The following is a 26,993-nucleotide window of genomic DNA, read 5'->3' as shown; positions in this document are numbered from 1 at the left end:
CGCATGAATGAACAGTAAAAAGCAAAAGATGGCAGTGTTGCTGCAGAGCCTCTTCAACTTTGTATACAAGGTGCTCACTGCCATGCTGATCCGTTCCCGTACTGCCCGTTCCCCTTTGTTTCCGCTAGCGCTATTTGGCGCGGTGCTGATGATGCCGCTCGGCGCTGCTGCCGAGACGACCTCGATTCGCTTCCAGCTGGACTGGCGTTTCGAAGGCCCGGCAGCGCCGTTTCTGATGGCGGCGGAAAAAGGCTACTTCGCCGAAGAAGGTCTGCAGGTTCAGATCGATTCGGGAAGCGGCTCTGCAGGGGCGGTGAACCGGGTGGCCTCGGGCGCCTATGAGATGGGCTTTGGCGATCTCAACGCGCTGGTCGAATTCCTTGCGGAAAACCCGGAAGGCCCCGGCATCAAGGGCGTCTATATCGTTTATGACGGCACGCCCGCGGCGGTGTTTGCGCGCAAGGAGAGCGGCATCGAGAGCCCCGCTGACCTGGCAGGCAAGACCATCGCCGCCCCGGCCTTCGACACCGGCTATCGCGCCTGGGGCATCTTTGCCGCTGCCAATGGGCTGGAGGCCGACGCGGTGGCGTGGCAAAACGTCGACCCTGCGCTACGCGAAACCCTGCTGACCCGGGGCGATGTCGATGCCATCACCGGCTTCTACTTCACCAGCCTGCTCAACCTGGAAGAGCGCGGCATGAGCGAAGACGAGCTGACCATCATGCCGTTCCCCGACTACGGCGTCCCGCTGTACGGCAACGCGATTCTGGTCAGTGATGCCTTTGCCGATGCCAACCCCGAGGCCGTGCAGGGCTTTCTGCGCGCCTTCAACCGTGCGCTGGGAGAGACCCTGGCAGACCCCGAAGCAGCCATCGAGTACGTGCGTAACCGCGACGGCCTGATCGATGTCGAGATGGAAACGCGTCGCCTGAAGCTGGCGTTGGAGAGCGTGGTGGATACCCCCGATGCCCGTGAATATGGCGTGGGCGGTGTGGATGACGAGCGGTTGAGCCAGGCGATTCAACTGGTGGCGGATGCTTACGATCTGCCCACGTTGCCATCCCCCGATCAGGTCTTTGACTCCCGCTACCTGCCGCCGGTAGAAGAGCGCATGCTGCTGCCGGAGGCGGAGTGATGTCGGCAGCGTTCGTCCGCTTCGATGACGTCAGCCTGGCGTACGACGGCTCGGGCAACGCCATCGAAGATATCGACCTGTCGATCCACGAAGGCGAGTTCGTCGCCTTCGTGGGGCCGTCAGGGTGTGGCAAATCCACCTTCATGAAGCTGTGTACCGGCCTGCATGCCCCTACGCAGGGAAGCATCCAGGTGGATGGGCTGCCCGTGACCGGGCCTTTGAAAATCACCGGCATGGCGTTCCAGAATGCCAACCTGCTGCCCTGGCGTACCACTCTGGACAACGTGCTGCTGCCGCTGGAAATCGTCGAGCCCTATCGGCAGCAGTTTCGCAAGCGCCGGGAAGAGTTCAAAGGCTGGGCTCGGGCGCTGCTCGAGACGGTGGGCCTGGCCGAGCATGAAAACAAGTACCCCTGGGAGCTGTCGGGGGGCATGCAGCAGCGAGCGTCCATCTGTCGCGCGCTGATTCATCGGCCGCGCTTGCTGATGCTGGACGAGCCCTTTGGCGCGCTGGATGCGTTCACCCGTGAAGAGCTCTGGTGCGTCTTGCGTGACCTGTGGGAAGCCCAACGCTTTACCGTGGTGTTGGTGACCCATGACCTGCGCGAAGCCGCTTTCCTGGCCGACACCGTCTATGTCATGAGCCGTCGTCCGGGGCGCGTGATCGAGCGGCGCTCCATCGAACTGCCTCGCCCTCGGGCGCTGGAAACCACCTACCAGAAACCGTTCATTGACCTGGTGCAGTCGCTGCGCGCCCAGATCGGTGAAGTGCGCAGCGCCTGAAGGAATGCCCATGAACCACAATCGCAAGCTGGCCGAGCGGCTGGCTCCCTGGATCGCCATGGCGGGGCTGGTGGTGATCTGGGAAGTGACGGTACGCCTGTTCAACGTGCCCAGCTTTATTTTTCCCAGCGCGCTGGACACGGTTCAGGCGCTGGTGACCTACGCCGGGCCCATCGGCAAGCACTCCTGGCAAACCTTCTGGACCACGCTGATTGGCTTTGGCCTGGGCGTTGCCGTGGGGCTGTTGCTGGGCTTCAGCATCGGCTCGTCGCGCTTTTTGTACAACGCCTGCTACCCGCTGCTGGTGGGGTTCAACGCCATTCCCAAGGTGGCCTTCGTGCCCATTCTGGTGGTCTGGTTCGGCATCGGCTCGGTGCCCGCAATACTCACCGCCTTCCTGATCTGCTTCTTCCCCATCGTGGTGAACGTGGCCACCGGCCTGGCGACCCTGGAGCCTGAGATGGAAGATGTGCTGAGAGTGCTGGGCGCACGGCGCATCGATGTGCTGCTCAAGGTGGGCTTGCCGCGTTCGCTGCCGTACTTCTTCGCCTCGCTGAAAATCGCCATCACGCTGGCCTTCGTGGGCACGGTGGTGTCCGAGACCGTGGCCTCCAACCAGGGCATTGGCTACCTCATGATGAGCGCGGGCTCACAGATGCGCATGGGGCTGGTATTTGCCGGGCTGCTGGTGATCAGCGCCATGGCCATGGTGATGTACGAGCTGTTCTCGCTGCTGGAAAAGCGCATGACCGCCTGGGCACACCGCGGGCAGCAGCGCCAATAGGCGGTCAGGCTACCAGCGGTAGAGGAGCGACGCGCTGGTGGTATGGTCGGTCCGCTCGCTGGCCTCTTCGGGGGGCTGGGAGTTGCGCTTGATCTCATGAGACAGGCGCAACGACAGCCGAGAGTTCAGGCGTGCCGTGAGGGCCGACAGCGAGCGCGAGGTGGTGTTCTCATGGGTATACTCCACCGACATCTCCTGGCGCAGATCCGCGAACTGGGAGAATTCCCAGCGGTAGTCCAGCGCCGAGTAGGCCACGCCCAGTTGCTCGTTCTCATCGTCACGCAGCCGGTCATGGCGATAGCCGGGCCCTGCTTCCAGGGAAAGATAGTGGCGCTCGCCATCTACAATCTGTCGACCATAGCCACCGATGGCGGTGAGCTGCTGATCGTAGCCCGCAAAGCGGTCCTTTTCCCAGCGGGCAAACCCAAACAGATAATGCGGGCCGTTGAAGTCATAGCGCTCCCGCCCCGCCACGAGGTACTGCTCCGCGCTGGTGTTGCCATCCTTGCTGACATTGCGCACTTCTGCCCGAAACGAGTGGGTGAAGTCGCCGGTCAGCCAGGTGAGCAGTGTTTTGCCGATCAGCGTGCGGCTGTCGGTATTGCCGGAGAGCTGGTTGAAACCAAGCTCGGCGTCGCCGCTGAAGATGGGCGCATCTTCCTGGGGCGGCGGTGGCGCATAAAAGGGGTTGGCTGCGGCAGCCCCCGCCCAGAGCGGGCAGCTGGCCAGTAACAGGTAGCGTGAAAGGTGTCGCACTTTTCTCCTCCTTGAGTGTTGCGGTGGGCAGGGAGTATATAAGCCGCTGGGTGAAAAAGCGCAAAGCCTAACGCCGCCTGGCGGTGCGTGCCATAATGACGCTCTTGCGCATCACGAGTTCCCTTATGACCGAGCCCCGCCCACGCACCCTGGCCGAACTGCAGCGCTGGCGTCGCACGCGCGCCAAGCGACGCTGGTACAAACGCAGCTTTCGCTTACAGGTCATGATCCTGGTGGGCCTGCTGCTGGCGGGTATGCTGCTGGCCCAAGGGACCTACCTGAACTACCGTAAAGCCGACATTATCACCTATCAAATGGGCGAGCGGGCGCTGGCGGTCGCCAAGACCGTGGCGGCCATGCCGCAAATCGTCGATGCCTTCTCCACGCCCGAGCCCTCCCACTTCATTCAGCCGCTGGCCGAGCGGGTACGCCAGGAGACGGGCGCGCGCTACGTGGTAGTGGGCAATGCCCAGTCGATACGCTACTCCCACCCGGTGCCCGAGCGCATCGGCGAGCGCATGGTGGGGGATGATAATGATCAAGCGCTGATCTATGGTCAATCCTACGTGTCCGAAGCCACCGGCACCCTGGGCACCGCCATGCGCGGCAAAACGCCGATTTGGGATGAGGAGGGCAACATCATCGGCGTGGTTTCCGTCGGCTTCATGCTCGATCGCGTGGACATGGACGTGGCGCGCTACACCAAGCTGGGCTGGATACTGGTGGCCATGATGATCGTGCTCGGGTTTGCCGGCGCTTATTGGCTGTCGCAGCACCTCAAGAAGATCATTCTCGGCCTCGAACCCTACGAAATTGCCCGTCTCGCCATGGAAAAGGAAGCCATCCTGCAATCGATTCACGAAGGTATTCTGGCGGTCAATCGAGACGGCCACATTACCCTGGTGAACCAGCAGGCGCGCCGCTTTTTAGAGCTGCCCGACGAGCACGTGCTGTTGGGGCAGCCCATCCGCGAGGTAGTGCCCAACTCCCGCCTGCTGGAGGTGCTCAGACGCGGTGAACAGGAGTTCGACCAGGAAATGTGGCTGGGGGATCACCCGGTAGTGGTCAACCGTGTGCCCATCATTCACGAGGGCGAGATCGAAGGCGCCGTGGCGACCTTCCGTAGCCGCCGGGAAATCATCGACCTCTCCCAGGCGCTGACCCAGGCCAGCCGCGATGTGGACATGCTGCGCGCCCAGGCCCACGAGTTCTCCAACAAGCTCTACACCATTTCCGGGCTGCTGCAGTTGCAGCGCATCGAGGAGGCGCTGGCCCTGATTCATCAGGAAACCGAGCGTGCCCAGGCACAGATGAACTTTCTGATGCGCCATGTGGCCGATGCGGTGCTGAGCGGCACGCTGCTGGGTAAACTGACCCGCGCCCGTGAACTGGGCGTGGCACTGGAAATCGACGAACAAAGCTCGCTCTCCTGCCCGCTGACCGCAACGGGGCAAGAGGTCATGATGAGCGTGGTGGGCAATTTGCTGGATAATGCCTGCCATGCGGCACTGAACGGCCCCCACGCCAGCGAACCCAAGGTACGGCTGTTCTTCACCGATTTGGGCGAACAGCTGTTGGTCGAGGTCGAAGACAATGGGGCAGGGGTCCCTGCGGAGCACGCCGGGTCGATCTTCAAGGAGGGCTTTTCGACCAAGACCGGCAAGCACCGCGGCATTGGCCTGGCGCTGGTGGAGCGGCTGTGTCGCCAGCACGGTGGCGCGATCACCCTGGAAGAGAGCGAGCTGGGGGGCGCCTGTTTCATTGCCGTGCTGGACCGCTCGCTATGTGCCCGCAGCGATGAACCCGGCCCACCAGGCTAAACGGTTCACACTCATAATAACGACGTTAACAAGAGGATGACGCATGTCTGCGACGCAATACGGCATTCTGGTCGTCGAAGACGATTTCCGCATCGCCGATATTCACCGCGCCTTCATCGAGCAAAGCGACGGTTTTTATGTGGTGGGTATGGCGCGCAACGGCAGCGAAGCCAAAGCGCTGATGGCCGAACACGCCTCGCAAATACAGCTGATTCTGCTGGATGCCTACCTGCCCGACGTGGAAGGGCTGGAGCTTTTGTGGTCGATTCGTCGCGACCATGTGCACGTGGATATCGTCATGGTGACGGCGGCCCGTGAGGTGGAGACCATCAGCGAGGCGCTGCGTGGCGGGGTGTTCGATTACCTGATCAAACCCATCGAAGCGGCAAGAATGAACCAGATGCTGGCGCGTTTTCGGCGCGAACGGGAGGCGCTGGCCAACCGAGCCGAGCTGAACCAGGACGAGCTGGACCATGTGCTGGCCCGGGTGACGCCCAGCGAGCCTGCACGCGCCCCTCAGCGCAGCTTGCCCAAGGGCATCGACCGCTTGACCCTGCGCCGTGTGGTAGAAGCCTTGGCAGCAGACAGCGGCGCCCTGACCGCCATGCAGGTGGCGCGTACCATGGGCGCCAGCCGTTCGACGGCACGCCGCTATCTGGAGTTTCTCGTGGCCGAGCAGGCCGTAGGCGCCGAGCTGGGTTACGGGGATGTTGGGCGACCCGAGCGGCGCTACCGCTTATTGAAGGGCGATCACGGCTGGCTGGATGCGTGAACAAAATGAACAAAACGACCATAAAGAACAATTTGTCGTTTATGGTCACAAGCTTGTCCTGAAAGGTGGCTTTCTTCTAACGTTCGCAGTGTAACCACAATTGCCGCGTGTCGATCACCGCGCATAACAACATAATTGACTGTGGAGAACGCCCATGACCTCGCTTTCCTTCAAGCGCGCCGCTGTATTTGCTCTGCCTCTGGCAGCCCTCGCCATGACCACTGGCGTACAGGCCCAGGAGTGGACCCCAAGCCGTTCCATCGAATTCGTCGCGCCTGCCAACCCGGGCGGTGGCTGGGATACGCTGGTGCGTACCGTTTCCCGCGTGTTGCAGGAAGAGCAGCTGGCAGACCGTAACTTTGCGGCCATCAACGTGCCTGGCGGCGGCGGTGCCGTGGCATGGGCGCAAATCGCCCGTGACAGCGGTAACCCGCACAAGCTGTTCGCCACCAGTCCGCCCATCATCCTGGTGCCGCTGGCAGGTGCTTCGCGCTACGACCACACGGATTTCACCCCCGTGGCGCGCCTGATCACCGACTACTCCATCATTCTGGTAGCGGCGGATTCCGAATATCAGACCATCACCGATCTGTTCGACGCGATGAAAGAGAACCCGCGTCTGAGCGTGGGTGGCGGCAGTGCGCCAGGCTCGATGGACCACATCTCGGTGGCTGGCCTGGCCTCTGCGGCGGGTCTCGATGCTTCCTCGGTGAACTACATCCCCTTCTCGGGGGGTGGCGATGCCATGACCAACCTGATGGGTGGCCATATCGAGGCGGTCATTACTGGCGCGGGTGAGTCCGTGGGCCAGCTGGGCGAAGGCAGCCAACTGCGTGCGCTGGGCGTATCTGCCCCTGAGCGCCTGGGCGGTGCTCTGGCCGACGTGCCCACGTACCAGGAACAGGGTGTGGACTACACCTTCGATATCTGGCGTGGCGTGATGGGCACCCCTGACATGCCTGCCGAAGCCGTGGCCTACTACGAAGACCTGTTTGCCGAAATGCTCGAAACCGATGGCTGGCAGCAGGCTCGCGACCAGTTGGGCTGGATCGATGCCTACCAGGATAGCGAAGCGTTTGGCGCGTTCCTGGATGAGCAGAAAGAACAGTTCAGCAGCGTCCTGAGCGACCTGGGCTTGCTGGCTCAATAACCCCCGCTTCACCGTGCTGCCCCGGGCCAGCCAGGCCCGGGGTCACTGCCTGTGACCGTAAGCGCAACCTGCGCCTTCGGAGAGACTCCCCATGACTCGATTGAACACTAATCAGTGGCTGGCCCTCGTGCTGGCGCTTCTAGCTGCCGCCTATCTAGCAATGGCCTGGCAAATTCCAACCTTTCCCCTGCCGCGCCCGGTGGATTCAGACCTGTTTCCAAAAGTGCTGGGAATTACCTTGTTATTGCTAGCAGGGCTGCTCTTCTTTGAAAAACCGGTACCGCTGGCAGGCGCTGACGAGATCGACGAAGAGGCCACCAACGGTCCGCTGCTGTTGACGCCCTGGGCGCGTGTGGTGGTCACCGCCGTGGCCATCGCCGCCTATGCCTTCCTGCTGGTGCCGCTGGGGTTCGTACTGGCGTCGACGCTGCTGTGCACCGGGCTGACGGCCTATTACGGGTATCGTCGTCATGGCATCAACCTGGCGGCTTCGCTGGGGGTAGTGCTGGCGCTGTATATCACCATGACGCGCGTCATGGATGTGTATCTGCCCACTGGCCTCCTGCCGTTCTGAATACGCCGTGCCCACGCACCTGCCGTAGTTTTTTAAGAGAGATACGCCCATGGATGCCTTGAACAACTTGATGTACGGCTTTGGCATCGCGCTCGAGCCCATCAACATCGCTTACGTCTTTGCCGGTGTGTTTGCTGGTACCATCATCGGTATGTTGCCGGGCCTCGGCCCGATCAGTGCCCTGGCGCTGATGATTCCGATCACCTTCTCAATGGAGCCTGCATCAGGCCTGATTCTGATGGCGGGTGTGTATTACGGGGCCATTTTCGGTGGCTCGACTTCTTCTATTCTGCTCAATGCGCCGGGGGTGGCGGGCACGGTCGCCACCTCTTTCGATGGCTACCCCATGGCCAAGCAGGGGTTGGCGGGCAAGGCGCTGGCCATTGCCGCCTACGCGTCGTTCATTGGCGGCACCGTCTCCATCGTCTTCTTGATGCTGGTGGCGCCGCTGCTTTCCAAAGTGGCGGTCAGCTTTGGGCCTCCCGAATATTTCGCGCTCATGGTGCTGGGCCTGACGGCGGTCGTCTCGCTGTCGGACAAGTCGCTGGTGAAGGGTCTGATTGCGGCGGTGATCGGCGTCATGATCTCGATCGTCGGCATCGACATGCAAACCGGCACCGAGCGCTACACCTTTGGCTCGATTCAACTGCTCGACGGCATCGACTTCCTGGTCGTGGCGCTGGGTATCTTCGCCCTGGCGGAAGTGTTCTACATGCTGCTGCGTGGGGGCGGTGGCAAGGAAGCGCCGCGCAATGCCATTGGCTCGCTCAAGCTGAGCGGTAGTGAAATGAAGCAAATTGCAGGCCCCATCAGCCGCAGCTCGGTGCTGGGCTTCTTCACCGGCGTACTGCCGGGGGCCGGTGCCACCATTGGTTCTTTCCTGGGCTACAGCATGGAAAAACGCCTGGCCAAGGATGGTGACACCTTCGGCAAGGGCAACATCAAGGGCGTGGCAGCTCCCGAAGCGGCCAACAACGCTGCCTGTACCGGCTCGTTCGTACCGCTGCTGACCCTGGGAGTGCCTGGCTCGGGCACCACGGCGGTGCTGCTGGGTGCGCTGCTGGTCATGGGCGTGACGCCTGGCCCCATGATGCTGGAGCAGCGCCCGGACGTGTTCTGGGGGGTCATTGCCAGTATGTACATTGGTAATATTTTCCTGCTGGTACTCAACCTGCCGCTGATTCCGCTGATCGCCAAAATTCTCGATATGCCACGTCCGCTGCTGCTCTCGATGATCCTGATCTTCTGCATGATCGGTGTTTACGGCATGAGCTTCAGCGTCTTCGACCTGCTGCTGCTGCTGGGCTTCGGCCTGATCGGCCTGGGCTTGCGGCTGTTCGGCTTCCCCACGGCGCCGCTGATTCTGGCGCTGATCCTGGGCAGCCTGATGGAAGAGTCCATGCGTCGCGCACTGCAGATTTCCGGAGGTGACTGGTCCATCTTCATCGACAAGCCTATTTCACTGTCACTGCTGATCATTGCGGCTCTGTCGCTGGGCATGCCGCTGCTGAAAAAGCGCCGCAAGCAGAAGGCCATGGCCGCCAAATAAGCGATTGTTGGGTGGTGGTGATGGAGTGAGTTTTGGCGTTGTCAGCGCCCGGGGGGAACCCCGGGCGCTTTTTTGTGTGCATGCACCCCTCTTTGGTGCAAGGCGCTTTGCTGGTGCATGACAACTGTGCATGGTGCCTCTCGGCTTGCCCTGAATTAGTGCGTCTGGCGCAATGCGGGTTTTTTTGAGTATCGCTAACTGTCTGATTGTCATTGTCTTAATAGGCTTTGATTCAATCTGGCGCACCCCTTGCAGTGTGAAAGGTGGATTAGCCCACGGCGGGCGAATGCCCGCTCTACGCGCCTATAACAAGCCCCTTCCAAGGGGTGCAAGGAGGTTCAAGTGACCACATCGCAACGCAAGACACACCCTCGTACCCTTGGCCGTTTTGCCACGGCCGCCTTGGCCGCCGCCATCATGGGCGCCAGCGCCCAGGCCGTTGCCCAGGACAACGACCCAATCAAGGTGGGTATTCTGCACTCCCTCTCTGGCACCATGGCAATCAGCGAATCGACCCTGAAAGACACCGTCGAAATGCTCATCGACCAGCAGAACGAAGCCGGTGGTCTGTTGGGGCGTCAGTTGGAAGCCGTGGTGGTCGACCCCGCTTCCAACTGGCCGCTATTCGCCGAGCGTGCCCGCGAGCTGCTGGCTCAGCATGAGGTAGATGTGGTGTTCGGTAACTGGACCTCGGTATCCCGCAAGGCGGTTCTGCCGGTGTTCGAAGAGCTGAACGGCCTGCTGTTCTACCCGGTACAGTACGAAGGGGAAGAGTCTTCCGAGAACGTCTTCTACACCGGCGCGGCACCCAACCAGCAGGCCATTCCTGCGGTGGAGTATCTGATCAACGAAGTCGGGATCGAGCGTTTCGCGCTGATCGGCACCGACTACGTCTATCCGCGCACCACCAACCGGATTCTGGAAGCCTTCCTGAAGGATGAGCACGGGGTGGCCGAAGAAGACATCATGGTCAACTACACCCCGTTCGGCCATTCGGACTGGCAGAACATCGTCTCTGAAATCCGTCGCTTCGGTGAAGAGGGCAAGCCCACGGCGGTGGTCTCCACCATCAACGGCGATGCCAACGTGCCGTTCTACCGTGAGCTGGCCAACCAGGGGATCGATGCCGCGGATATTCCCGTCATCGCCTTCTCGGTGGGTGAGCAGGAGCTGTCCGGTATCGATACCGGGCCGCTGGTGGGCCACTTGGCCGCCTGGAACTACTTCATGAGCGTGGACACCGACGCCAACTACGACTTCATCGACGCCTGGATCGACTGGACGGGCGATGAAGAAGCGGTCACCAACGACCCCATGGAAGCCCACTACATCGGCTTCAACATGTGGGCCGAAGCGGTGCGCAAGGCGGGTACCACCGATGTCGACGCGGTGAAAGATGCCATCATCGGCGTGACCGTGCCTAACCTTTCCGGTGGCTATGCCGCCATGATGCCCAACCACCACATCACCAAGCCGGTATTGATCGGTGAAGTGCAGGACAACGGCCAGTTCGACATCGTCTGGCAAACGCCGTCCACCGTGGCAGGCGATGCCTGGTCGGATTACCTGCCGGGTTCTCGCGACCTGATTGCTGACTGGCGTGCACCGATGCGCTGCGGCAACTTCAACGTCGCCAACGGCTCGTGCGGTGGCAGCACCGCAGCAGAAGAAGCCGAAGCGGCACTCGCCGAGTAACCCCCCTCCCTTGCCGCGAGCCTTCGCGGCAAGGGAGCACGCTATCTCTCCCCATTGATGATCACCAAAGGAAGAACCCCATGAGGCGTTTCCTTTCTGGGGTGTTGTGTCTGCTGCTGCTCAGCATGGCGACGTTGTCGCAGGCACAAACCCCCACCACACCTTCTGATGACGACGCGGCACTGGCGCTGCTGGAAGCGCTGGACGTGGAGAACTTCCGCGCCAAAGGCGAGGCCATCAACGCCATTGTGCAAAGCGACGACGAACGCGCCCGGGATTGGCTGCAAGCCTTGCTCGATGGCCGCCTGCAGCGCACCAGCGAGGGTCGCTTCGTCGTGGTGTTGAACAACACCGGGCGTGACTGGCCCGTGGCCGATGCCTTGACCGACGAGCCGCTGGGCGAGATGTCCCGCCGCGACCTCAACCGTATCGGCATCAACAACGCCCTGCGCAACCAGCTGCGCAGCGCCATCGCCGTGGTCGACCTCTACTCCCCCAACGTGGAACGCCGCCGTACCTCCGCCGAGCGCCTGCTGGGCGAAGTGGACGAGACGCTGGCCGAGCCTCTGGAAGCGCTGATTGCCGAAGAAGAGGATAGCCAGGTGCAGCGCCGGTTAGCGCAGGCACTGGCCATTTATCAAACCGAAGCGGGCCAGATGGAAGGCGTGGAAGCGCTGCGTGGCAGCCTGCATCCGCGTGCCCGTGTGGCGCTCAATCGCGCGGCCAATGGCGATGACCCGGTGGTCGCCGACGCGGCCAGAGAAGCGCTCCTCAGCATCGAGCAAAACCTCAAGCTCAATCGTGGCCTCGAAACGCTCTACTTTGGCCTGAGCCTGGGGTCGGTACTGGTGCTGGCGGCCATCGGCCTGGCCATCACCTTTGGCGTCATGGGCGTGATCAACATGGCCCACGGCGAGCTGATGATGCTGGGCGCCTATACCACCTGGATGATGCAGCAACTGCTGCCGGGCCAGCCGGGGCTGGCGCTGATTCTTTCCATTCCGGCGGGCTTCATGGTGGCCGCCCTGGTGGGCATTGCCATCGAACGGGGCGTGATCCAGTTCCTCAAGGGCCGCCCGCTGGAAACGCTGCTGGCCACGTTCGGTATCAGCCTGATTCTGCAGCAGCTGGTGCGCACGGTGATCTCTCCGCTCAACCGCACCGTGGTGACGCCCGAGTGGATGAGCGGCTCGCTGGTGATCAACGATGCGCTCTCGCTGACCCTCAACCGCATGTTCGTGCTCGGCTTTGCGCTGGTGGTGTTCGCCGGACTGATGCTGATCATGCGCCGCACGCGGCTGGGGCTCGAAGTGCGCGCCGTGACCCAGAACCGCGCCATGGCACGCTCCATGGGCATCCGGGCCACTCGGGTGGACATCATGACCTTCGCGCTGGGTTCCGGCGTAGCGGGGCTGGCCGGTGTGGCGCTGTCGCAGCTCACCAACGTCGGCCCCAACCTTGGCCAGAACTACATCATCGACTCGTTCATGGTGGTGGTGTTCGGTGGCGTGGGTAACCTGTGGGGCACGCTGGTGGCGGGGCTTTCACTGGGTATCATCAACCAGGTGCTGGAGCCTTGGGCGGGTGCCGTGCTGGCCAAGATCATCGTGCTGGTGTTCATCATCCTGTTCATTCAAAAACGCCCGCGTGGACTCTTCCCGCAGAAGGGCCGGGCTGCGGAGGGCTAACCCATCATGATGACATCATCTTCTCAACGGTTCTGGCTGCTACGCCCGTTCGGCGAACGGGCCACCCAGCTCTTTCTCGGCGTGCTGCTGGCCGCCCTGGTGCTGGTCACCGTACTGCACGTGGCAGTGCCGCAAGGGCATCCGCTGCATGTCAACGCCTACACCGTGAACCTGTTCGGCAAGTACCTGAGCTATGCGCTGCTGGCCGTGGCGGTGGACCTGGTGTGGGGCTATCTGGGCATTCTGAGCCTGGGCCACGGGGCGTTCTTCGCCATTGGCGGCTACGCCATGGGCATGTACCTGATGCGCCAGATTGGCGACCGTGGCACCTACGGCCACCCGGTTCTGCCCGACTTCATGGTGTTTCTGAACTGGGACAGCCTGCCCTGGTACTGGCTGGGCTTCGATATGGCCTGGTTCGCCTTTGCCATGGTGCTGCTGGCCCCTGGCCTGCTGGCGCTGGTGTTCGGCTTCCTGGCGTTCCGCTCGCGGGTGACCGGGGTGTATCTGTCGATCATCACCCAGGCGCTGACGTTTGCCCTGATGCTGGCTTTCTTCCGCAACGAGATGGGCTTCGGCGGCAACAATGGCCTCACCGATTTCCGTGAGCTGCTGGGCTTCAACCTGCGCAGCAACGACACGCGGCTGGGGCTGTTCATTGCCACTGGGGTGGCGCTGGCGCTGGGCTACATCCTGTGCCGCGCCATTGTCACCAGCAAGCTGGGCCGTGTGTGCGTGGCCACCCGCGATGCCGAAGCGCGTACGCGTTTCATCGGCTACCGGGTCGAACGCTTCCAGCTGTTCGTGTTCGTGGTCTCGGCCATGCTGGCGGGCCTGGCGGGGGCGCTTTATGTGCCTCAGGTAGGCATCATCAACCCCAGCGAATTCTCGCCGCTGTTCTCCATCGAAATCGTGCTTTGGGTAGCACTGGGTGGGCGGGCCACGCTGTACGGTGCCGTCATTGGGGCGATTCTGGTCAACTACGCCAAAACCGTGTTTACCGGGGTCATGCCGGATGCCTGGCTGTTTGCCCTGGGCGCGCTGTTCGTACTGGTCACGGTCTTCCTGCCCAAGGGCGTCGCGGGCCTTTTGAGCCACGTGAAGCGCCGTCGCAAAGCCGAACAACCGCCTACGGAGGCTGCAGCATGAGCCTGATACAATCGCTGAAAGCACGCGACCGAGTGTTCGACTTCATGGCGGGGGAAGCCTCGCCGGTGGACGTTCGCCACGGCCCGATTCTGTACATGGAAGACGTGACGGTGAGCTTCGATGGCTTCAAGGCCATCAATAACCTCAACCTGACCATCGACGACGGCGAGTTGCGCTGCATCATCGGCCCCAACGGGGCCGGTAAAACCACCATGATGGACATCATCACCGGCAAGACCCGCCCCAACCAGGGCAGCGTCTGGTTCGGCAGCCGCCATAACCTGCTGCAAATGAACGAGCCGGAAATCGCCAGCCTCGGCATTGGCCGCAAGTTCCAGAAGCCCACGGTGTTCGAAGCGCTCAGCGTGTTCGACAATCTGGAGCTGGCCATGGCCGCCGACAAGCGCATCTTTCCCACGCTGACCGCCCGCATGACCAGCGAGATCAGCGACCGCATCGACGACGTGCTGGACACCATCGGCCTGACCGCGCTGCGCTTCCAGCCCGCCGGGATTCTCTCCCACGGCCAGAAGCAGTGGCTGGAGATCGGAATGCTGCTGATGCAGCGCCCGCGCCTGCTGCTGGTGGACGAGCCGGTGGCCGGGATGACCGAACAGGAGATGGAGCGCACTGCCGAGCTGCTTACGGGGCTGGCTGGCAAACAGTCGGTGGTGGTGGTGGAGCACGACATGGGCTTTGTACGCTCGATTGCGCGCAAGGTGACCGTGCTGCACCAGGGCAGCGTGCTGGCCGAAGGCAGCATGGATCAGGTCTCCAATGACCCGAAAGTGGTCGAAGTGTACCTGGGCGCGGACGAGGAGGAGATGGCCTGATGCTGACCGTCGACAAGTTGAACCAGTTTTACGGCGAAAGCCACACCCTGTGGGATCTGGACCTGGAGGTGCCCACCGGGCAGTGCACCTGCGTGATGGGCCGCAACGGGGTGGGTAAAACCACCCTGATGAAAGCCATCATGGGGGAAGTGGCGGTGAAGAGCGGCCAGCTGCGCTACCAGGGCAATGATGGCGAGATCGAACTCACCAAAAAAGCCGTGGAGGCGCGCTCGCGCCTGGGTATCGGTTTCGTGCCCCAGGGGCGGCAGATTTTCCCGCTGCTGACGGTGGAGGAGAACCTGCGCACAGGGCTTGCCGCCCGAGGCGACGGGCTGAAAAAAATTCCCGAGCGCATCTACGAGCTGTTTCCGGTGCTCAAGGAGATGAAACACCGCCGTGGCGGCGATTTGTCCGGTGGGCAACAGCAGCAGCTCGCCATTGGCCGCGCGCTGGTCATCGAACCGAAACTGCTGATTCTGGACGAGCCCGGCGAGGGCATTCAGCCCAATATCGTCGCCCAGATTGGTCAGGTGATTCGCCAACTCATCAAAGAGGACGGCCTGACGGTGCTGCTGGTCGAGCAGAAGCTACCCTTCGCCCGCAAATACGCCGACCGCTTCGTGCTCATGGACCGCGGCCGCCCGGTGGCCAAAGGCGCTATCAGCGAACTCTCCAACGAGCTGATTAAACAGCATTTGACGGTTTGAGTTATCCACAACCACTTTAACCTTTCTTTGCCTGTTGACAGAGCACACTCTAATAGCCCTCTCGTTTCATGTAGAAAAGAGGGGGCTTTTTGCTTAAAACCCTGCGCTGAGTAGGTTTTGGCGCTGCGTTTTATGTGTAACATGGCGGGTTTCAAAATAACCATCGGGTGGGATATGCGCTATAAAGACAAACATCAGCTCGCTGCCGAGTGGCAGTCACTCCTGGAGCGCACGCCTTTGGCGCTACGCCAGGCGGTGGAGACACTGGTGGAATCCCGCCGCGATATCTTTGCCGATCATTTCTATCAAGTGATGCTGGAAGACCCCCACGCGTCGCTGTTTCTCTCCAATGAGCAGGTGAAAAACCGGCTTCACCCCTCCATGCAGCGCTGGCTCAGTGCTATGTTTGCCGTCGAGCACGCCGATTTTGAGTCCCTGGTCGAGCAGCAGGAAAAAGTCGGCCAGGTGCATGCGCGTATCGATATCCCGGTGAACTTGGTACTTAATGGCGCACGGCAGTTAAAGCAGACGCTTTATGAGCACATTAACAGCACCTTTAGCGCTGAACTCTCTTCCGGTGATGCAGCGGTGTATGTGTCTGATCATATTGATATGGCCATGGAAATAATGAGCCATGCCTATTCAGTGGCGAATAATCGTAATACCCGTATGGAAGAAGCCTATAAGCTGTTCTCTTTGACCCAGAGCATCGGCGATGAGCGCGAGCGGCAGCGCTCGGCACTGCTCGATTGGGAGAACGCGCTCATGTTTGCCGTGGCTGCGCAGCAGGCAACGACGGCTTTACCCCGATTAGCCAGCTCCGAGTTTGGGCTTTGGTATCACCACAAGGCGTGTCACGCCTTTGAGGGCGCGCCGGAAATTACCACTATTTCACAGCATGTTCGTCGCGTGGACGAGGAGTGGCTCGCCCAGCTAGGCGACTCAGACAGCCAGCGTCGCCTGACTGCGTTGAGCAGCATTCGCGATGCGGCTCGCACGATCTTGATGCTGTTGGATGACGTTCTGGATCGCGCCTCGGGGCTCGAAGCAGGCCGCGATAGCCTGACGCGTCTGCTCAATCGCAAGTTCCTCTCGGTGGTGCTGAACCGTGAAATAGAGATCGCGCGCCACTCGGAAAAGTGTTTTGCGCTGCTCATGGTGGATGTTGATCACTTCAAATCAATTAATGATACCCATGGTCATGATGCTGGCGATAACGTACTGCGGCAGGTAGCCAGTATCCTTGACCGCTCGACCCGAGGCGGCGACTACGTGTTTCGCATGGGCGGTGAAGAGTTTCTGATTGTGCTGGTGGATACGGATCAAGACGGCAGTCGACTGTTTGCCGAACGGCTGCGCCACGCGGTGGCCAAAGAGCCGATGTTAGCCGCTGCCGATACGCTACTGAACGTCACGGTGAGCGTCGGGGTTACGCTTCATGATGGCCACCCAGACTACCAACGCTCGATGCAGCGCGCCGACCAAGCGCTGTACCAAGCGAAGCGCAGCGGGCGTGACCGGGTGGTGGTTGCCGCTGCCACTGAGTAATATCGCGGTAAGCGCTAGGTTTTGGCGATGTTACCCACGGAGAACACTATGTTGATGCGCCGTTTTATGCTGTTAACCGCACTGCTGTTCATGAGCACGCCGCTGATGGCGGCTCATCATGGCAGCGACCATTCGGATGCCATGGAGGGCCACTCCTCTATTGAAGTGGCGCAACCCTGGACCCGTGCAACGCCGCCGGGGGCCGGGGCGGGCGGTGGCTTTGTCACTCTCACCAATCACGGCGATGGCGATGACATGCTGCTGGGGGCGACCAGCCCGATCACCGAGCGTGTCGAGATCCATATTATGGAGATGGACGGCGATGTAATGCGCATGGTACCCCTGCCCGGTGGCATCGAGCTACCGGCGGGCGAGAGCGTGACGCTAGCGCCGGGCGGTTTACACTTGATGTTGATGGAACTGGGCTCACCCATCGTGGAGGGTGCGCCCGTCCCTGTGACGCTGGAGTTCCAGCACGCCGAGCCGATGAAGATCGAGCTTCAGGTGCTACCAGTGGGTGCCTCTCCGGAAGGGAGCCACCATGAAGGTAGTCACCCTAAAGGTGCCCATGATCATGGGCACGCGACGCACTAAGTCGGCCTACCGCCCTGTTAGCCTTGGCGAGCGGGGCGACGCTTCCACCACATCACGCCTGCGGCCACGCACATCACGATGATGGCGATGCATACCGCCAGCAGGAAGAGCTGATTGATAAGCCCAAACTCCTGCCCCAAGTGAACGTTAATCCCAAATTCCAGCCAGCGGCCTAGCGGGCCATAGTCGGCGTAGCTCATATCGAGCAGCGGCTCACCACGCCGCCCCTGCCGTTTCACGGCCACCAGAGATAAATGCCGGTGGCACTAACAAAATCGACCAGCCCGCGGCAATCTCAATCAGCTTGCGCGGGGTTTGCCCGAAAAACTTGAAGCTATGCAGGTAGCGAACGGTCCTCATCACCGTTCCCCGGCCATCCAGATAACCAAGCACCTCAGCCGTATAGGGATTGACGTACACCGCCAGCCGTTCGCCGGTTAGGTGCAATGTGATGGCTATATGCACATATTTGGTGCACTGCAGGGCTGAGCAAGAGGGTTGAGGCTCAAAAAAAGGTCTTTATGACGGTAAAAAAGCGCTTTTCACCATTTTGGCGCATTCTTTGCATTTATAAGGCAATGATTTATCCACAAGGAAGCGACAGCGCCCATGATATTGAGCGAACTCGCCCTACCCGCTGCTGGTTCCGGCCACCGCTTTGACGCCGAGCGCCGCTGGGCCGCCTCGCTGGCCCTGCGCTTTGCCAACCGCGATGGCGTGACCCGATTAATGCAGGCGCGCCACCAAGGGCCGCTACGGGTGCAGCGCCCCTTCTACCCGGAAGGCAGCCAGGAAGCGTGCCACGTTTACGTGTTGCACCCGCCCGGCGGGCTGGTGAGCGGTGATGCGCTGACCATCCGTGCTCATATCGAGCGCGAAGCCCATGCGCTGCTCACCACCCCTGCTGCCAATAAGCTCTACAAAGCCGACAGCCAAGGCGTGGCCTGGACACAGCACACCGAGCTGACGGTAGAAGAGGGCGGCACCTTAGAGTGGCTGCCCCAGGAAACCATCGCGTTTAACGGCTCTAAAGGCAGCCAGCACACTCATATCGCGCTGCAGGGCAGTGCCCGCTGCCTGGGCTGGGAAGTGATGGCGCTTGGCCGCCCGGCCAGCGATTTACCCTATGTTTCCGGGCAGATCGAGCAGCACTTCCGCCTGACTCTGGACGGCAAGCCGCTATGGCTGGAGCGCCAGCCACTGGACCCCGCACACCCGCGCTTCGTGGGCCGCTGGGGGCAGGGCGGCGCGACGGTGCAGGCCACGCTGTGGGCCGTGGGGCTCGATGATGCCCCGGCGGCCATCGAAGTACTGCGCGAGGCGCTGCCGGATAACCCCCGCTGGGCAGTGACGGAGCGCCATGGCGTACTGCTGATGCGCTATTTAGGTGCATCCCGAAACGAAGCCTGGGCCCTGTGTGAACACGCCTGGCAGCTACTACGCCCGCGCTGGATCGAACGCGAAGCGCATACGCCGCGCATTTGGCTAACCTGATTGGCAACACGCTGATAACGCTGGAGACACTCCATGGAACTGACCCCACGAGACAAAGACAAGCTGATGCTGTTTACCGCCGCCCAGCTTGCCGAGCGCCGCAAAGCGCGTGGTTTAAAACTGAACTACCCCGAAGCGGTAGCGCTGATCAGCTTTGAGATTATGGAAGGCGCGCGAGATGGCCGCAGCGTGGCGGATTTAATGAGCTACGGCCGCGAAATCCTCACCCGAGACGACGTGATGGAAGGCGTGGCGGAGATGGTCGATGAAGTACAGGTGGAAGCCACCTTCCCCGATGGCACCAAGTTGGTCACCGTCCACACCCCTATCAACTAACCGTCCACCGCTAGGAGAGCGCCATGATTCCAGGACAGTATCAGTTACAAGAGGGTGATATCGAGCTGTGCGCGGGTCGAGAACGAATCACCGTCGAGGTGGCCAACACCGGCGACCGCCCCATTCAGCTAGGCTCCCACTACCACTTTGCCGAAGCCAACCCCGCGCTGGTGTTTGACCGCGATAAAACCCGTGGCTACCGGCTGGACGTCGCCGCAGGCACCGCCATCCGCTTCGAACCCGGCCAAACCCGCGCAGTCACGCTGATTCCGTTTGTCGGCAAGCGGGAAATCTACGGCTTCCGTGGTGATGTGATGGGGCCGCTGGATCGTCCTCTGAAAAGCTAATGGCGTCAGGCGATTAGGCACCGGCAGGCCATCGCTCATGGGACTGTCTGCGGCATGGATGCCGCAGCCAAGCGTACAGGGACGTATTCACAGCGTGTCCCATGAGTGATGGCCTCTCCAGTGCCAAGCTTCATCTTCTAGGAGAGGCAACACATGAAATCGGTAAACAAAATCAGTCGGCGCGCCTACGCCGATATGTACGGCCCCACGGTAGGCGACCGCGTGCGCTTGGGCGACACCGAGCTATGGATTCAAGTCGAAAAAGACGCCACCCACTACGGTGAAGAAGTGAAGTTCGGCGGCGGCAAGGTGATCCGCGATGGCATGGGCCAAAGCCAGCGCCAGGATGCCTCGGTGATGGACACCGTGATCACTAACGCGCTGATTCTCGACTGGTGGGGCATCGTCAAAGCCGATGTGGGGCTGCAAAATGGTCGCATCGCCGCCATTGGCAAGGCAGGCAACCCCGACACCCAGCCCGATGTCGAGATCGTCATTGGCCCCGGCACCGAAGTGATTGCGGGCGAAGGCAAAATCCTCACCGCAGGCGGCATCGACGCGCATATCCACTTCATCTGCCCCCAGCAGGTGGAAGAAGCGCTGATGAGCGGTGTCACCACCATGCTGGGCGGCGGCACCGGCCCCGCCACGGGCTCCAACGCCACCACCTGCACCCCCGGCGAGTGGCACATTGGCAAGATGCTTCAAGCGGTGGACGACCTGCCCATGAACATCGGTCTGCTCGGCAAAGGCAACGCCAGCCTGCCGGAAGGGCTCGAAGCACAGCTGGAAGCGGGCGCGATGGGTCTCAAGCTGCATGAAGACTGGGGCACCACCCCCGCCTCGATTGATACCTGCTTAAGCGTGGCGGAAAAGTACGATGTGCAGATCGCCATTCACACCGATACGCTCAACGAATCCGGCTTCGTGGAAGACACCTTGGCGGCCTTCAAAGAGCGCGGCATCCACACCTACCACACCGAAGGTGCAGGCGGCGGCCACGCCCCGGACATTCTCACTGCCTGCTCCAAGGAGTACGTGTTGCCGTCCTCCACCAACCCCACGCGGCCCTACACGGTGAACACCATCGACGAGCATCTCGACATGCTCATGGTGTGCCACCACCTGGACCCCAATATTCCCGAAGACGTCGCCTTTGCCGATTCACGCATTCGCCGCGAAACCATCGCCGCCGAGGATATTTTGCACGACCTGGGCGTGATCTCGATGATTGCCTCCGACTCCCAGGCCATGGGCCGGGTGGGTGAAGTGGTCTGCCGCACCTGGCAAACGGCGCACAAAATGAAAATGCAGCGCGGCCTGTTGCCGGAAGATGAAGCGTTGGGGGCCGACAACCTACGCGCCAAGCGCTATATCGCCAAATACACCATCAACCCCGCCATTACCCACGGCATCGCCCATGAAGTTGGCTCCATTGAAGTGGGCAAGCTGGCCGATTTGGTACTGTGGAAGCCTGCTTTCTTTGGCGTCAAACCCGCGCTGATCCTAAAAGGCGGCATGATTGCCGGAGCGCCCATGGGCGACCCCAACGCCTCCATCCCCACGCCCCAGCCGGTGCACTACCGCCCCATGTTCGGCACCTTTGGCCGCGCCGCCAGCCAGACCCGGCTCAACTTTGTCAGCCAAGCGGCGATTGACGCAGGCATCAAAGAGCGCCTTGGCTTACAAAGCACGCTTTCCGCCTGCAAGAACGTGCGCGGCGTGCGTAAAAAGGATATGAAGCTCAACGACGCCTGCCCAGAGCTCACCGTCGACCCGCAAACCTACGAAGTGCGCTGCGACGGCGAACTGCTCACCTGCGAACCCGCGACCGAGCTACCGCTGGCGCAGCGGTATCACTTGTTTTGATTGGAATGCACTGCCCATAGCGATAGACGCTAGGGAGCTTTTTCGAACGTTCGTTCATCGATATGAGTCCACTTCTGCCAGCCTGAGAGTGGCACAGTGGGAGGTAGCTTTAGCTCGCGACCATTCAGGCCTAACAAGCCGGGGTGCCTTCGGTACCCTTCGCCCGCTGAAGCGGCCTCCCACAGAGGTTGCTGGCTCCATGGCTTCAAGCTGGAGAGTGAGACACAGAATATGACGAACAACTCTTTCAACGGGACGGTAGTAATGTTGAAACTGATAGAACGCTTAGGGCCGATAGACTCAAGCACCGCCAGCGACACGCTGACACTGCCCTTTGAGCTGCGCATTCGTGGCCGCTTGAAAGCCGAAAGCGACAGCGGCCAGCCGCTGGGCCTGTTTCTGGATCGCGGCCCGGTATTGCGCGATGGTGAAGGCCTGAAAGCCGAAAATGGTGAGATCGTGCGCATTTGTGCCGCCATCGAGCCCGTGGTGACCGCGCGAGTGAGTACTGGCTTACCCCTGGCACGGCTGGCGTACCACCTCGGCAATCGCCATGTGCAGCTGGCGCTGGGAGAAGACCAGCAGGGCGGCTGGGTGCGTTTCCCACCCGACCACGTTCTCGAAGAGCTGGCCGAGCTGCTGGGCGCGACGCTCGAGCACCACAACGCCACCTTCGACCCCGAGCCGGGCGCCTATAACCAGGTGGGGGGTGGGCATTCGCACGGCCATGGTCATAGCCATGGCCACGGGCATTCCCATGCTCACGACCACGACCACGACCACGACCACGACCACGACCACGGACATGGACATGGACATGGACACAGCCATGCCCACTAAGCCAAACACCTCGCCAGACACCTCGCCAGACCTGGCGCTGCTGGGCTTGCTGCAACTGGTGAGCCCGGCGCTGCCCATCGGCGCCTTCGCCTTTTCCCAAGGGCTGGAAAGCGCCTTCGAGCTGGGCTGGGTCCGCGATGAAGAGAGCCTGAGCGAGTGGCTGTCCGGGGTACTGGAAGATGGCCTGACCCGCTGTGAACTGCCGGTGATCGACCGGCTATACGGTGCCTTTGCCGCCCAGCAAGGCGGCACGGTTGCCGAGTGGGACCACTGGCTGGCCGCTACCCGTGAAACCGCCGAACTGGCCGCAGAGGATAGCCGCCTGGGCGCATCGCTCACACGGCTGCTGGGCAGCCTGGACCTGTTACCAAACGATGAACTGCTGAAAAGTGAAGACTCACTGACGCCGCTTTTGCCACCGCAGGCGGGTTACGTCACGATGTTCAGCTGGGCAGCTTATCAACGGGGAATTCCCGTTCACCAGGCGCAGCTGGGGTTTGCCTGGACCTGGCTGGAAAACCAGCTGGCCGTAGCCTGCAAGGCACTGCCGCTGGGGCATACTGCGGCACAACGTATCATCGAGCGGCTACGCAGCGAACTGGTCGTGGCCGTCGACCGGGCGAAGCACCTGGACGACGATGCGCTGGGCCCCGTGCTGCCCGGCGTGGCACTGGCCAGCGCCCTGCATGAAACCCAATACTCCCGTTTATTTAGAAGTTAACTGGCATCATTCAGGAGAAGACAATGACTCACTGTTTACGCGTTGGCGTGGGTGGCCCGGTAGGTTCCGGCAAAACCGCGCTGCTCAAGCAGCTCTGTTCGGCGCTGCGCGATCATTATGATATTGCCGTGGTCACCAACGACATCTACACCCGCGAAGACGCCGATTTCCTGCTGCGCCACGAAGCGCTGCCCGCCGACCGCATTCTGGGGGTGGAAACCGGCGGCTGCCCGCACACGGCGATTCGGGAAGATGCCTCGATGAACCTGGCGGCCATTGACGAGCTGCACGCCCGCCACCCCAGCCTGGAACTGGTGCTGGTAGAGTCCGGTGGCGACAACCTCTCCGCCACCTTCAGCCCCGAGCTTTCCGATCTCACCCTGTACGTGATCGACGTCTCCGCAGGCGACAAGATTCCACGCAAGGGTGGCCCGGGCATCACCAAGTCGGACCTGCTGATCATCAACAAGATCGATATCGCCGAGCAGGTACACGCGTCGCTGGAAGTGATGGAGCGAGATTCGAAGAAAATGCGCGGCGAACGCCCGTTCGTGTTCACCAACCTCTACGATGGCGTTGGCCTCGAAGAGATCATTCGCTTCATTCTCGACAAAGGCATGCTGGAAGAGCGGCGCCCAGCGGCAGCAAGCGCCTGATAAAAAGCTGCCCTGACCAGGCGGTAAGCGGTCAGGGCAGCGGAAGAGTGTGGTCAGCGTCGTGCCAAAACGGGCCGTCCCTGGCCACCACTTGGACACAGTGGACTGATAAGTCCCTGATAACCTTAACCTAGGTTATGAAGTCGCCAATCGGCCGTTAATTATTTGTTCGCAAAGTAAAAAAGCGCCGAAAAGTGGCTAAAGATGACACATTGAACCTCCGTCAAGAGCCTCAGTTCCTGTAAATGGCGATGCCATCAACGATGACGCTGGCGCAGGTGGTTGATCACGCCACCTTGCGCTATCAGCTCCCGCTGGCGGGGGCTGAGCCCATGATGCAGCGTCAGCTCGCCCTTGCCGGGGATATGCGCGGTCAGCGTGTCCCCGCGTTCCAGCTGCGCGTAGAGCCCCTCGATCACCAGGCAGTCGCCCTGGGTTAGCCGGGCGCTGTCTTCCTCGCGGGTAAAGGTGAGGGGCAGGGCACCAAAGCAGATCAGGTTTTGCCAGTGAATCCGCGCAAAACTCTTCGCGACCACCACCTGTAGCCCCAAATAGCGCGGCACCAGTGCGGCATTCTCGCGGCTGGAGCCCTGCCCGTAATTCGTTCCTCCGATAATCGCGTGCCCACCCTGGGTGCGAGTGCTTTCTGCGCGCTCGGCATAGTGCGGGTCGACTGCCTCGAAGGTGAAGGGGGCCGAGGCATACACGCTGCTCCAGTAGGGCAGCACCCGCTGCCCGGCAGGCATGATGTCATCGGTGGAGATATTGTCGCCGGTGACCAGGAGCACCGGCACTTCCAGGCGGTCCGGCAATGGGGCGAGCTCTGGCAGCGCCGGGGTGTTGTCGGTCTTCTGCAGCGCTTTCAGCTTTGCTTCGTGGGGGGGTAGCGGCGCGTTGAACAGGGCGCGGTTCACCTCGATTCGGGCGGGCTCCTGGGGGCGGGGGTAGGGCATGTCGAGGGTGCGTGGGTCGGTGATCACCCCGGCCACCGCCGAGGCGGCGGCGGTTTCCGGGCTGCACAAAAACACGCTGTCTTCCCGCGTGCCGGAGCGCCCGGGAAAATTGCGCGGCACGGTACGCAGGCTGTTGAGCCCCACGGCGGGTGCTTGCCCCATCCCGATACAGCCATTACAGCCCGCCTGGTGCAGCCGAGCGCCGCTGGCGACCAGGTCGGCCAGGTAGCCCTGCTCGATGAGCGAGGTCAGCACCTGGCGGGAAGAGGGGTTGATATCCAGCGAAACGCCGTCGGCCACCTGCTTGCCGCGCACGATCTCGGCCACCACGGCAAAATCGCGAAAGCCGGGGTTGCCCGACGAGCCGATGTACGCCTGATGCAGCGGCTGGCCCGCCGCCTCACGTACGGTGACGACGTTATCCGGGCTGGAGGGCAGCGCAATCATGGGTTCCAGCTGGCTGAGGTCGAGCGTCTCGTGCAGGTCGTAGTGGCAGCCGGGCTCGGCAGCCAGCGGGGTCCAGTCGGCTTCTCGGCCTCGGGAGGCCAAAAAGCGCCGGGTCTCGTCATCGCTGGGGAACACCGTGGCCGTGGCTCCCATCTCGGTGCCCATGTTGGCCAGCACATGGCGGTCCATGGCGGAAAGGTGGGCAAGCCCTGGCCCGTAATACTCGATGATGGTGTTCTTGCCGCCCGCCACGCCGTGGCGGCGCAGCAGCTCCAGTACGATGTCCTTCGCCGAGACCCAGTCGGGCAGCTGGCCTTCCAGCTTGATGCCCCAAATCTTCGGCATGGTGATGTACAGCGGCTCGCCTGCCATGGCCATGGCCACTTCGATGCCGCCCGCACCAATCGCCAGCATGCCGAGGGCACCCGCCGCCGTGGTGTGGCTGTCGCAACCGACGATGGACTCGCCGGGCACACCGAAGTTTTCCATGTGCACCGGATGGCTGATGCCGTTACCGGGGCCTGAATACCACACGCCAAAGCGTTCGCAGGCACTTTTCAGAAACAGGTAGGTTTCGGCGTTCAGGTTGTCGGCCTGGACGAGGCCGTGGTCGATGTACTGCACGCTGGGCTCGGTGTGTACACGGTCGAGCCCCATGGCTTCCAGCTCCAGCATCACCAGCGTGCCCAGTACGTCTTGCAGCAGGGCCTGGTTGATGCGCAGGGCGATTTCACTGCCAGGGGTCAGCTCGCCGCTGACCAAGTGACGTTGAAGCAACTGTTGGGCAAGGTTTGACGGCGGAACAGGGGAGGATGCGGTCATGGTCATTCACCAGGTTGTCGTTGTTATCGATGGCACAGAGGATGCAGGGAGAAAGCGTGTTCAGGGCAGGGCGTAGCAGCGGTCCGCGCTGCCGGCTTTCACCACCTGACCGGGCGTGTCGTGGCCGATCAGCGCTGGCAAGGTGGCGGAAATATCCAGTAGCGCAGGCAGGTTGACGCCGGTGGCGACGCCCATCTGCTCGAACATGTGCACCAGGTCTTCGGTGCAGACATTACCCGTGGCGCCGGGGGCAAACGGGCAGCCGCCCAGACCACCCAGCGAGGCATCGAACCGCAAGATGCCCGCTTGCCAAGCCGCCAGAGCGTTGGCCAGCCCCATACCTCGTGTATTGTGGAAATGCAGCGTGAACGGCACGCCGGGAAAACGCTCCAGCACCTGGCGGCATAGCGCGCCGACCTGGGCGGGGTTGGCCACGCCGGTGGTATCGCACAGCGTGATGCCTTCCACGCCTAGCGCCAGCTGCTGTTCGATCAGGCTGAGCACGCGGGCGTCGGGCACCTTGCCTTCGAAGGGGCAGCCAAAGGTGGTGGAGAGCGAGGCGTTGATGAACACGCCGCTCCCCTGTGCCAGCTGAATGATCGAGGCGAACTGTTCGAGCGATGCCTCTGGCGTCATGCGCAGGTTGGCGCGGCCATGGGCGTCACTGGCCGACATCACCAGGTTGATTTCATCCACGCCGCAGGCCAGCGCCCGCTCGGCTCCCTTGACGTTGGGCACCAGCACGGTGACCTCCACGCCGTCGCGGCGCTGAATGGCATTCACCACGTCGGCGGCGTCGCGCAGGTTGGGAATGGCCTTGGGCGAGACGAAGGAGGTGGCCTCGATGCGTGCAATGCCGGTGGCGGTGAGAGCGTCGATCAGCGCGACTTTCTGTTCGGTGGGGATAAAGCGCTCTTCGCTCTGAAAGCCATCGCGGGGGGCCACTTCGTTGATTTGCAGGGTAGTCATGGG

At 61.8% G+C, this 26,993-nt stretch carries 27 protein-coding genes; 22 read left to right on the top strand and 5 right to left on the bottom strand.

What is annotated here, in order from left to right; all coding sequences use genetic code 11:
- Nucleotides 1-82: 82 nt before the first annotated feature.
- From IE061_RS07200 to IE061_RS07190, 3 genes are read left to right on the top strand one after another with little or no spacing between them, the layout of a single operon-like run.
- Nucleotides 83-1,135, top strand: a complete 1,053-nt coding sequence (locus tag IE061_RS07200) for an ABC transporter substrate-binding protein (RefSeq protein WP_227407274.1) — start codon at nucleotides 83-85, stop codon at nucleotides 1,133-1,135.
- The gene (locus IE061_RS07195) at nucleotides 1,135-1,917 is read left to right on the top strand and encodes an ABC transporter ATP-binding protein (protein ID WP_193461301.1); all 783 of its coding nucleotides are present in this window, start codon (nucleotides 1,135-1,137) and stop codon (nucleotides 1,915-1,917) included. The genes IE061_RS07200 and IE061_RS07195 overlap by 1 nt, the downstream gene beginning before the upstream one ends.
- Before the next feature lie 10 nt (nucleotides 1,918-1,927).
- A complete protein-coding gene (locus tag IE061_RS07190) occupies nucleotides 1,928-2,701 on the top strand; it encodes an ABC transporter permease (RefSeq protein WP_193461300.1) in 774 nt (257 codons plus the stop codon).
- A gap of 9 nt (nucleotides 2,702-2,710) precedes the next feature.
- Here the strand turns inward: IE061_RS07190 and IE061_RS07185 are convergent, their stop codons facing one another.
- Nucleotides 2,711-3,457 (bottom strand): DUF481 domain-containing protein, encoded by a 747-nt coding sequence (locus tag IE061_RS07185; protein WP_193461299.1) that lies wholly within the window; start codon nucleotides 3,455-3,457, stop codon nucleotides 2,711-2,713.
- A gap of 125 nt (nucleotides 3,458-3,582) precedes the next feature.
- Here IE061_RS07185 and IE061_RS07180 point away from each other — a divergent pair, with 125 nt between their 5' ends.
- From IE061_RS07180 to IE061_RS07125, 12 genes are all read left to right on the top strand, one after another.
- Nucleotides 3,583-5,277 (top strand): ATP-binding protein, encoded by a 1,695-nt coding sequence (locus IE061_RS07180; RefSeq protein WP_016915376.1) that lies wholly within the window; start codon nucleotides 3,583-3,585, stop codon nucleotides 5,275-5,277.
- Between the two features lie 43 nt (nucleotides 5,278-5,320).
- On the top strand, nucleotides 5,321-6,049 hold the full coding sequence (locus IE061_RS07175; protein ID WP_039178626.1) for a response regulator: 729 nt from the start codon (nucleotides 5,321-5,323) through the stop codon (nucleotides 6,047-6,049).
- A 154-nt stretch (nucleotides 6,050-6,203) separates the two neighbouring features.
- On the top strand, nucleotides 6,204-7,199 hold the full coding sequence (locus tag IE061_RS07170; protein WP_081135916.1) for a Bug family tripartite tricarboxylate transporter substrate binding protein: 996 nt from the start codon (nucleotides 6,204-6,206) through the stop codon (nucleotides 7,197-7,199).
- A gap of 91 nt (nucleotides 7,200-7,290) precedes the next feature.
- Nucleotides 7,291-7,773, top strand: coding sequence for a tripartite tricarboxylate transporter TctB family protein (locus tag IE061_RS07165; protein ID WP_016915373.1), 483 nt, complete (start codon nucleotides 7,291-7,293; stop codon nucleotides 7,771-7,773).
- Nucleotides 7,774-7,822: 49 nt separating this feature from the next.
- On the top strand, nucleotides 7,823-9,322 hold the full coding sequence (locus IE061_RS07160; RefSeq protein WP_100731461.1) for a tripartite tricarboxylate transporter permease: 1,500 nt from the start codon (nucleotides 7,823-7,825) through the stop codon (nucleotides 9,320-9,322).
- Nucleotides 9,323-9,664: 342 nt separating this feature from the next.
- The gene (urtA, locus tag IE061_RS07155; protein ID WP_081135922.1) at nucleotides 9,665-11,017 is read left to right on the top strand and encodes an urea ABC transporter substrate-binding protein; all 1,353 of its coding nucleotides are present in this window, start codon (nucleotides 9,665-9,667) and stop codon (nucleotides 11,015-11,017) included.
- 80 nt (nucleotides 11,018-11,097) lie between these two features.
- On the top strand, nucleotides 11,098-12,705 hold the full coding sequence (gene urtB, locus IE061_RS07150; RefSeq protein WP_081193398.1) for an urea ABC transporter permease subunit UrtB: 1,608 nt from the start codon (nucleotides 11,098-11,100) through the stop codon (nucleotides 12,703-12,705).
- Nucleotides 12,706-12,711: 6 nt separating this feature from the next.
- Nucleotides 12,712-13,854: an urea ABC transporter permease subunit UrtC gene (gene urtC, locus IE061_RS07145; protein ID WP_016915369.1), complete on the top strand. Its 1,143-nt coding sequence runs from the start codon at nucleotides 12,712-12,714 to the stop codon at nucleotides 13,852-13,854.
- Nucleotides 13,851-14,687, top strand: coding sequence for an urea ABC transporter ATP-binding protein UrtD (urtD, locus tag IE061_RS07140; RefSeq protein ID WP_016915368.1), 837 nt, complete (start codon nucleotides 13,851-13,853; stop codon nucleotides 14,685-14,687). Before urtC ends, urtD begins: the two co-directional genes overlap by 4 nt.
- Nucleotides 14,687-15,394 carry an urea ABC transporter ATP-binding subunit UrtE gene (urtE, locus tag IE061_RS07135; RefSeq protein ID WP_193461298.1) on the top strand — a complete coding sequence of 236 codons (708 nt, stop codon included), beginning with the start codon at nucleotides 14,687-14,689 and terminating at the stop codon, nucleotides 15,392-15,394. Before urtD ends, urtE begins: the two co-directional genes overlap by 1 nt.
- A gap of 174 nt (nucleotides 15,395-15,568) precedes the next feature.
- Nucleotides 15,569-16,942 carry a diguanylate cyclase gene (locus IE061_RS07130; RefSeq protein WP_193461297.1) on the top strand — a complete coding sequence of 458 codons (1,374 nt, stop codon included), beginning with the start codon at nucleotides 15,569-15,571 and terminating at the stop codon, nucleotides 16,940-16,942.
- Nucleotides 16,943-16,990: 48 nt separating this feature from the next.
- Nucleotides 16,991-17,536 (top strand): copper chaperone PCu(A)C, encoded by a 546-nt coding sequence (locus IE061_RS07125; protein ID WP_193461296.1) that lies wholly within the window; start codon nucleotides 16,991-16,993, stop codon nucleotides 17,534-17,536.
- A gap of 17 nt (nucleotides 17,537-17,553) precedes the next feature.
- On the opposite strand, the gene IE061_RS18035 is transcribed toward IE061_RS07125, so the two are convergent.
- Nucleotides 17,554-17,736, bottom strand: a complete 183-nt coding sequence (locus IE061_RS18035) for a PepSY domain-containing protein (protein WP_058579800.1) — start codon at nucleotides 17,734-17,736, stop codon at nucleotides 17,554-17,556.
- Between the two features lie 13 nt (nucleotides 17,737-17,749).
- Nucleotides 17,750-18,001, bottom strand: coding sequence for a PepSY domain-containing protein (locus tag IE061_RS18030; protein ID WP_230478401.1), 252 nt, complete (start codon nucleotides 17,999-18,001; stop codon nucleotides 17,750-17,752).
- A 144-nt stretch (nucleotides 18,002-18,145) separates the two neighbouring features.
- On the opposite strand from IE061_RS18030, the gene IE061_RS07115 reads away from it, so the two are divergent.
- From IE061_RS07115 to ureG, 7 genes are all read left to right on the top strand, one after another.
- The gene (locus IE061_RS07115) at nucleotides 18,146-19,030 is read left to right on the top strand and encodes an urease accessory protein UreD (protein WP_193461295.1); all 885 of its coding nucleotides are present in this window, start codon (nucleotides 18,146-18,148) and stop codon (nucleotides 19,028-19,030) included.
- A 33-nt stretch (nucleotides 19,031-19,063) separates the two neighbouring features.
- Entirely contained in the window at nucleotides 19,064-19,366 is a 303-nt protein-coding gene (ureA, locus tag IE061_RS07110) for an urease subunit gamma (RefSeq protein WP_016915359.1), read from the top strand.
- Between the two features lie 23 nt (nucleotides 19,367-19,389).
- Nucleotides 19,390-19,713: an urease subunit beta gene (locus IE061_RS07105; protein WP_016915358.1), complete on the top strand. Its 324-nt coding sequence runs from the start codon at nucleotides 19,390-19,392 to the stop codon at nucleotides 19,711-19,713.
- 153 nt (nucleotides 19,714-19,866) lie between these two features.
- Nucleotides 19,867-21,582, top strand: coding sequence for an urease subunit alpha (gene ureC / locus IE061_RS07100; protein ID WP_193461294.1), 1,716 nt, complete (start codon nucleotides 19,867-19,869; stop codon nucleotides 21,580-21,582).
- 264 nt (nucleotides 21,583-21,846) lie between these two features.
- Nucleotides 21,847-22,422, top strand: a complete 576-nt coding sequence (gene ureE / locus IE061_RS07095) for an urease accessory protein UreE (protein ID WP_193461293.1) — start codon at nucleotides 21,847-21,849, stop codon at nucleotides 22,420-22,422.
- Nucleotides 22,412-23,143 (top strand): urease accessory protein UreF, encoded by a 732-nt coding sequence (locus tag IE061_RS07090; protein ID WP_189463621.1) that lies wholly within the window; start codon nucleotides 22,412-22,414, stop codon nucleotides 23,141-23,143. Before ureE ends, IE061_RS07090 begins: the two co-directional genes overlap by 11 nt.
- Nucleotides 23,144-23,166: 23 nt before the next feature.
- Nucleotides 23,167-23,799 (top strand): urease accessory protein UreG, encoded by a 633-nt coding sequence (gene ureG / locus IE061_RS07085; protein WP_039178559.1) that lies wholly within the window; start codon nucleotides 23,167-23,169, stop codon nucleotides 23,797-23,799.
- Nucleotides 23,800-24,056: 257 nt separating this feature from the next.
- On the opposite strand, the gene IE061_RS07080 is transcribed toward ureG, so the two are convergent.
- Nucleotides 24,057-26,021, bottom strand: coding sequence for an aconitate hydratase (locus IE061_RS07080; protein ID WP_229800813.1), 1,965 nt, complete (start codon nucleotides 26,019-26,021; stop codon nucleotides 24,057-24,059).
- A 60-nt stretch (nucleotides 26,022-26,081) separates the two neighbouring features.
- Nucleotides 26,082-26,990, bottom strand: a complete 909-nt coding sequence (locus IE061_RS07075) for a hydroxymethylglutaryl-CoA lyase (protein WP_193461292.1) — start codon at nucleotides 26,988-26,990, stop codon at nucleotides 26,082-26,084.
- Nucleotides 26,991-26,993: the final 3 nt, after the last annotated feature.

It is taken from the genome of Vreelandella hamiltonii, assembly GCF_014651795.1.
Taxonomy (GTDB): Bacteria; Pseudomonadota; Gammaproteobacteria; order Pseudomonadales; family Halomonadaceae; genus Vreelandella; species Vreelandella hamiltonii.
The sequence above is the reverse complement of the archived record's forward strand: the minus strand, read 5'-3'. Positions and strand labels throughout refer to the sequence as shown.